At 70.5% G+C, this 7,567-nt stretch carries 1 protein-coding gene; it reads right to left on the reverse strand.

Annotated elements, in window-relative coordinates; translation table 11 throughout:
* On the reverse strand, window positions 1–7,558 hold a 7,558-nt coding region (locus tag BR71_RS13775; RefSeq protein ID WP_162179217.1), incomplete at its 3' end, for a non-ribosomal peptide synthetase.
* Between the last annotated feature and the right edge of the window lie 9 nt (window positions 7,559–7,567).

Here is a 7,567-nt window from a genome sequence, read left to right on the forward strand (position 1 = left end):
CCACCAGCGCCGCCTCGGCCTCGGTCTCCGCCGCCGCCGCCCCCGTCTCGACCACCGGATCCGGCAGACGCTTGCGGTCCACTTTGCCGTTGGCGCTCAGCGGCAAGCTGTCCAGCGCCATGATCGACGCGGGCAGCATGTAGGGCGGCAAGCGCCGCGCCAGCGCGTCGCGAACCGCGGCAAGATCCAAACTCGCGCCCGGCAGCAACAGCACATAGCCGGCGATGATTCGCCGCCCGTCTCGCTCGACCACCGAAGTCACGCCGCGCTCCACGCCCGGCGCCGCCGCTAGCGCGGCTTCGATTTCGCCGATCTCGATCCGGAAGCCGCCGATCTTGACCTGGTCGTCCACTCGTCCCAGGAATTCGAGATTGCCGTCGGCAAGAACGCGCGCGCGGTCGCCGGTCCGGTACATCCGCTCGCCCGGCACAAAGGGATTGTCGACAAAACGGTAAGCAGTGAGATCCGGCTGGCCGAGATAACCCAGCGCCACGCCCGCGCCGGCGATCCACAGATCGCCCGGCACGCCCACCGGCACCGCTTGCAGCGAGGAGGACAACACATAAAGCCGCTGCCCCGGCAGATGGCGGCCGTAGGGCACGAAGGCGGCGTCGGACGCCAGTTCCCGCGTGTCGTACCAGCACGACCAGATGGCCGCCTCGGTGGCGCCGCCCAGCGCCAGCACCTCAGGATCGGACGTCGCGGCCGCTCGGATCTGCGCGGGCAGCCCCACCGGCACGCGGTCGCCGCTCAACATCGCCAGCTTCAAGGAAGGCGGCAGCGCGCGCCCGCTTTGCCGGCACTCAAGCAGCAACAGCTCCATCACCGCCGGCACGGATTCCCATACCGTCGCCCCCTCGCGCGTCATCAGTTCCAGCCACACGGCTGGCGCGATCGTCGACGATTCCGGCGCGAGCAAGACGGCGGCGCCCGCCGCGAACGCGCCGAAGAAATCGAATACCGACAGGTCGAAACCCGCCGCCGACACGCACATCAAGCGGTCGGACGCGCCTATCTCATAGCGGCGCAGGAAGACCTCTATCGTCAGCGAGGCCGCGCGATGGGTGATCATCACGCCCTTGGGTTTGCCGGTGGACCCGGAGGTGAACATCACATAGGCCAGATCATCGGGCGCCGCGTCCGGCAGCGCGGCATCGCCCGGCGGCGTTTCGTCGATCAGGATCGCCCGCGCGGCGACGCCGTGCAACATCGGCAGATGCTCGCGCGTCGTCAGCACATAGCCGACCGTGGCCAGCAGATCGCGCAATCGTCCCGGCGGCATCGCCGGATCGGCCGGCACATAAGCGCAGCCGGCGCGCATCACGCCCGAGTACGCGGCGACCGCGCGCGCGCTCCTAGGCAGCAGCACGGCGACCGGTTCGCGCTTCGCGCCCGCCGCCGCCACGGCCCTCGCCGTGCGCAGCGTCTCGTCGGCCAGCTCCCGGTAATTCATCGCTTCGTCCACGCCGATGATCGCCGGCGCCAGCGGCGTCAGCTCGGCGTGCCGCTCTATGCCCGCGTGCAGCAGATAACCTTCGCCTACCGGCGGCGTCGCGTTCCAGTCGTGAATCAGTCGGCGCGCCTCGTCGTCGTCCACCAGGGTCAGATCGCCAAGCCGGGCATCCGGCTGTGCGGCGAGCTGGGAGAGCAGGTGCATGAAGCTCGCGCCCAAGCGGCCTATGCTCTCCTCGTCGTAACGCGAGGCGTCGAAATCGACGTAGAGCACGGTCTCCTCGCCCGGAATCAACTGGCCGACCAGCGGATAGTTGGTGCGCGTTTCGGCGGCTGCGAACTCGCTGACATCGAAACCGGCATCGCCCCGGGCCAGCGTCCGATCCACCGGATAGTTTTCCACCACGAACAAGCTGCTCAGGAGCTCGCCGCCCTCGTAGCCCGCCCAGCGCTGGATGTCTGTGAGCGAGGCCGCCCCCAGCCTGGCCCGCTCACTCTGCTGTTCATGCAACTGCCGCAGCCATTGCGATACGCTCGCGTCGTCGTCCATGCCCACGCGCACCGGCACCGTGTTGATGAAAAGGCCGACCATCCGCTCGACGCCCGGCAAGGTCGCTGGCCGGCCGGACAAGGTGGTGCCGAACACCACGTCGCGCCCGCCGCCGGCATAACCCAGCGTCAACGCCCAAGCGCCGGTCAGCAGGCTGGCGCGGGTTACGCCGGCCCGCCGCGCGGCGCGGTCTACCTGCTCGCGCAGCGCCGCGTCGAAGACGAAGGCGCGCCGGCCCTGGCCCTGCGCTTGAGGTCCGCGCGCCGGAGACGCGAAACCAATGGGCGTGGGCTCCTCTATGCCCTCCAGCACTTGCTTCCAGTACTCCGCCTGTTCGCGCGCGTCCCGCGCGGCCAGCCAGTTCACGAAGGGCAGAAAACGGCTGCCCGGCAGCGGAGCCGCCTCGCCCGCGCCGAGCTCGGCGTAACGGCCAAGCACCTGCTTCAGAATCAGCGGCACCGACCAGCCGTCCACCACCGCGTGGTGGTAGCTCCACAAGAAGCGCCAAGCGTCGCCGGACTCGCGCACCAGGGTGCCGCGCAGCAAGGGTCCGCGTTCGAGATCGAAGCCGCGTTCGCGGTCAAGCTCGCGCAAGGCCGCGAAGCGGCTGGCGCAGGCGTCGGCGGACACGTCTCCCCAATCCAGCGTGTCCCAGTCCGGGTCCAGACGAGGGTGAACGATTTGGAGCGCGCTCTTCAGCCCCCGCCAGCGGAAGGTGGTGCGCAGCGCGGCGTGCGCAGCCGCAACATCGAACCAGGCTTGGCGGAAGCGCTCCGCATCGAAAGCCCCGCTCATTTTCCAGTGCAGTTGTTCCACGTAGAGCGGCGCGCCGTCGTCGGCAATGGAATGGAACAAAATGCCCTGCTGCAGCGGCGTAAGACCGTACAGGGCCTCCAGCCGCGGATGCTCGCGCTCGATCGCGTCGATCTCGCTCTGGTCAAGATGGGCGAGCGGCAGGTCCGACGGCGTCAGCCCTCCAGACTCCGGCGACTGGCAATGCGCCAGCACCGCGTCCAGTTCCGCGCGGAAGCCCTCGGCCAGCGCCTTGATCGCGTCTTCCCGCTGTCGCGCCGCGCTATACAGCCAGTCCACCCGCAGGCGCCCTTCGTGCACCTGCGCCACCACGTCCAGCCCGTAGCGCCGCGTCATCCCCGCCCCGCGCGTCCCGCCCGGCGGCTCGCCCAACCACGTGGAGCGCGGCTCGCCGCCCTCCTCCAGCCGCCATTGGCCCAGGTAGTTGAAACACACCGTGCGCGCGTGACCGCCCAGCTCCGACCCGCGGCCGCCGTAACGCAGCGCGTGGTAAGCCAGGCCGCCGTCCGGCACGCTCCGCATCCGCTCCTTCACCCGTTTCAGGTCTCCTGACAGCTCCCCGCTCAGCGGCAGCCGCAGCGGATACAGGCTGGTGAACCAGCCCACGGTGCGCGACACATCCACGCCCGCCAGCCCGTCGCGGCCATGCCCTTCCAGGTCCAGCACGCATTCCTCCGCGCCCGTCCACTGGCGCAAGGCCCGCGCCAGCGCGGTCACCAGCAATTCTTCCGGACGCATCCGGTAAGCCTCGCCCGCTTGCCGCAGCCAGCGTTCCGTCGTCTCCGGCTCCCACTGCAGCGAGACCCGCGACTCGGCCGCCACCGTATCCTCGGCCGCGTTGAAACCCGGCAGCGGCATGCCCGGCGCGTTCATCTCCCGCCAGTAACTCAGTGTTGAGTCCGGCAAGGTTTCCGCCCATTCCCACAGCCGCTGCGACCACGCCTGATACGACACCGTCTTGGCCGGCCATGCCGCCGCCTCGCCCCGGCTCAGCGCCGCGTAGGCCCGCCACAGGTCTTCCAGCAGAATCCGCCACGACACCCCGTCCACCGAGGCGTGATGCGCCAGCCACAGCAAGCGCCAGCCCTCGTCCAGCCGGTACAGCCGCGCCGCCCACAGGCTCGCGCCGCCCAAACGCAGGCTGGATTGCAACGCGGCGGCGTCCCGCTCCAGCGCGGCCTCCGCATCGGCCAGGCCGCGCAAGTCCACGGCCTTCACTTCCACCGGTTCGCCCGCGCCGCTTTCCTGAATCCAGCGCTCTCCATCCCGCCGCCAGCCTATCCGCAGCGCGTCGTGCCGCTGCGCCACCGCCTGCAGCGCGCCGATCAGCGACTCCGCGTCGACGGCCCCGTCCAGGCCCAGATAGGCCCCCTGGTTGAACTGTTCCCAGTCCGTGCCCGGCCAGTCCAGATACCAGGCCTGAATCGGGCCGGGCCTCACTTCGCCGACCACCTCGCCCTGCTCCGCCTGCACGCCGGCTTCTTCCGCCGCGCAGCCTTCCGCCGCCAGTTCCGCAATCGTCGGATAGCGGAATACTTGCTGCGGGCTGAGGCGCAAGCCCCGTTCCGCCGCCCGCGACGCCATCTGAATGCTCAGGATGGAGTCTCCGCCCAGCGCGAAGAAGTTATCCCTCACCCCCACGCGTTCCAGCCCCAGTAGGCCTTGCCAGATTTCCACCAGCGCCGCCTCGGCCTCGGTCTCCGCCGCCGCCGCCCCCGTCTCGACCACCGGATCCGGCAGACGCTTGCGGTCCACTTTGCCGTTGGCGGACTGCGGCAAGGCGTCCAGCCAGACCCAGACGCGCGGCACCATATAACCCGGCAGCCGCGCCTCCAGCCACGCCTGCACCGCGGCGGAATCCGCGGCCTCGCCCGAATCCGGCCGCGCCACCAGATAGCCGACCAATTGCTTCTCGTCCGCGGCGCTGCGCCGCAGCGCGACAGCGCAACCGCTCAGCCCCGGGTAGTGGCCCAGCGTCGCCTCGATCTCGCCCAGTTCTATCCGATAGCCGCGCAGCTTGATCTGCTCGTCGATCCGGCCCAGGAACTCCAATACCCCGTCGCGCCGCCAGCGCACGCGGTCGCCAGTGCGATACCAGCGTCCGCCGTCCGGCGGCGGCGCGGCGACGAAACGCTCCGCCGTCAAATCGGCGCGCCCCAGATAGCCTAGCGCGAGTCCGTCGCCGCCCGCCCACAGCTCGCCGGGCACGCCGACGGGCACCAGGCGGCCTCCCGCGTCGACCACCCGCACCTCGGTGTTGCCGATAGGCCGCCCAATCGGAATCGAGCCGCGCCGCGCGTCGCCGGCCGTCACCCGATGGCTGCAAGTAAAGGTGGTGTTTTCCGTCGGGCCGTAGCCGTTGATCAGCGCAACGCCGGGGCAGGCCTCGAGAAAAGCCCGGCAGCTCGCCACCGGCAGCGCGTCGCCGCCGGTCAGCAGTTCGCGCAGGCCGCCAAGCGCGGCCGGCTCCTCTTCCACCGCCATGCGGAACAGGTCGGCGGTCAACCACATCGTGGTGACGCCGTCACGCGACGCCGCGTCCAGAAACGGCATGCCCGGCTCCGCGACCACCAACCGCCCGCCGTTCAACCAACATCCCCAGATTTCGAACGTTGAGGCGTCGAAACCCAGCGGAGACTGCTGCAACATCACCGTAGACGCGTCCAGCCGCGCATAGCCGCCGCCGGTCGCTAGCCTCGCCACCGCGCGGTGCGGCACCGCCACGCCCTTGGGCTGACCGGTGGACCCCGAGGTGAACATCACATAGGCCAGGCTCTCCGCCTCCGCGGGCCGCGCTTCAGACTGGAGCGGCCGCGCGACGCCGGCTTCGCAATCGGCCAGGCTCAACACCGGCCCGGCATAATCGCCGAGCCATCCGGCGTCCAAGCCGTCGGCAATGATCATCAGCGCCGGCGCGGCATCCGCCGTCATCGCGCGCAAGCGCGCGGCCGGATAAGTCGGATCAAGCGGCAAATAGGCGGCGCCCGCCTTCAGCACGGCGAGGAAGGCGGCGAGCAGCCGCGGCGAGCGCTCGCCCGCAACGCCCACCACCGCGCCCGCTTCGACGCCGGCCGCACGCAGCGCGCCGGCCGCGCGGTCCGACCACTGATCAAGCTCCGCGTAAGTCCAGCGCACGCCGCCCTGCTCCAGCGCGACGCGTCCGGGATGGTCCGCCGCGCGCTCGCGAAACAGCCGGTCTATCGCGGCGTCGGCGCGATACGGCAGCTCATGCCGCCCCCATCCTCGCAGACGCGCCTCTTCCTCGGCGGATAATATGGGCAAGGCGCGCGCGTCCGCGTCGGGCGAGGCGAGCGCCGCGCGCAGCAGCGCCAGGTAGTGCTCGCCCAACTGGCGGATGGTGGCCGCTTCGTACAGATCGGTGTTGTACTGCCACACCGCGAAAGTGCCTCGCTCGTCGCCTTCGATCGACAGATAGAGATCGAAGCGCGCGAACGGGCTGTCCAGATCGAAGGGCACGGCCGCGCCGCTCGCGGTGCGCACCGCCGGCAGACGGACGTTCTGGAAAGCGAACACCGTCTGCGCGAACTGTTCGTGCCGGGGGCCGCCGCGCGCGCGCAGCCGCTCCACGATGGCGTCCAGCGGCACGCCCTGACGGGCGAACGCCCGCGCGCTGGCGTCGCGAGCCCGGTCCACCAGCGCGCCGAAGCTATCGCCCTCGCCCACCTCGGTGGCCAGCGCCACCAGGTTGACGAAATAGCCGGCGATCTCCTCCGCCGCCTGGAAAGGCCGGTTGGCCGCCGGCGTCAGCGTCAGCGCGCGCGCTTCGCCGGTATAACGATGTTGCAGCAGCGCGAAGGCGCTGAACAAAGTGGTGAACAGGGTGGTGTTGCGGCTGCGGGAGAACGCGGCGGCCGCGTCCATGCAATCGGCCGGAATCTCGAAGCGCTCGGTGCCGCCGCGCCCGCTCATCGCCGGCGGACGCGGGCGGTCGCCGCGTATCGCCGGCACCTCGTCCACTTCCGCCAAGTCGTCCACCCAAGCGTCCAGTTGCGCCGCGTAGTCCGGCGACGCCATCCAGCGGCGCTGCCAGGCGGAATAATCTCGATAGCTGAGGCCGGACGCCGGGGCCTCGGCCGCGTCCGGCGACGCGAGATAGGCGCTGAAATCGCGAATCAGCACGCTCATCGACCAGCGGTCGAAGATGGCGTGATGGATGGTCAGCACCAGCACGGCGGCGCGCTCGGGCGTCGAGAACAAATCGACGCGCCACATCGGCGCGCCGGCGGCAAACGGCAGCCGGGCCAAGTCGGCGGCGCGCGCGCGCAAGGCGTCGTCGCCGTCCACCGTCCACGCTTGCAGCGTGACGATCGGCTCGGGCAAAACCGTCTGTCGCACCGGCTCGCCATCGCTGAAAACGGTGCGCAGGATGTCGTGCCGGCGCGCGAGCGCGGCGAAGGCGCGGGCCACGGCTTCCGCGTCCACCGCGTCCGCGAGTTCGATCGCCGCCTGTTCGTTGTACATTGCCGGATCGCCCAACCTTGTCGCCGCGACCAAACGAGCCTGCCCCGGCGACAAGGCCGCCGCGTCGCCGGCCTCGCCCGGCTGCGCCGGCGCCAGCGGCGCGGCGCGCGCGCCCTCGTCGTCGAGCACGCGCAACAGTTCCTCCTTGGCCTCGCGCAGCCGCGCGACCAGCGCGGCGTCTAGCGCGCCCTGCGGCGCTTGTACCTGAAGCTGATCGCCGCGACGGCGCAGCGTGACGCCCGCGTCGGCAAGATCGGTCATGAGCCGTGC

It is taken from the genome of Chromobacterium haemolyticum DSM 19808 (assembly GCF_000711885.1).
Lineage (GTDB): Bacteria > Pseudomonadota > Gammaproteobacteria > Burkholderiales > Chromobacteriaceae > Chromobacterium > Chromobacterium haemolyticum.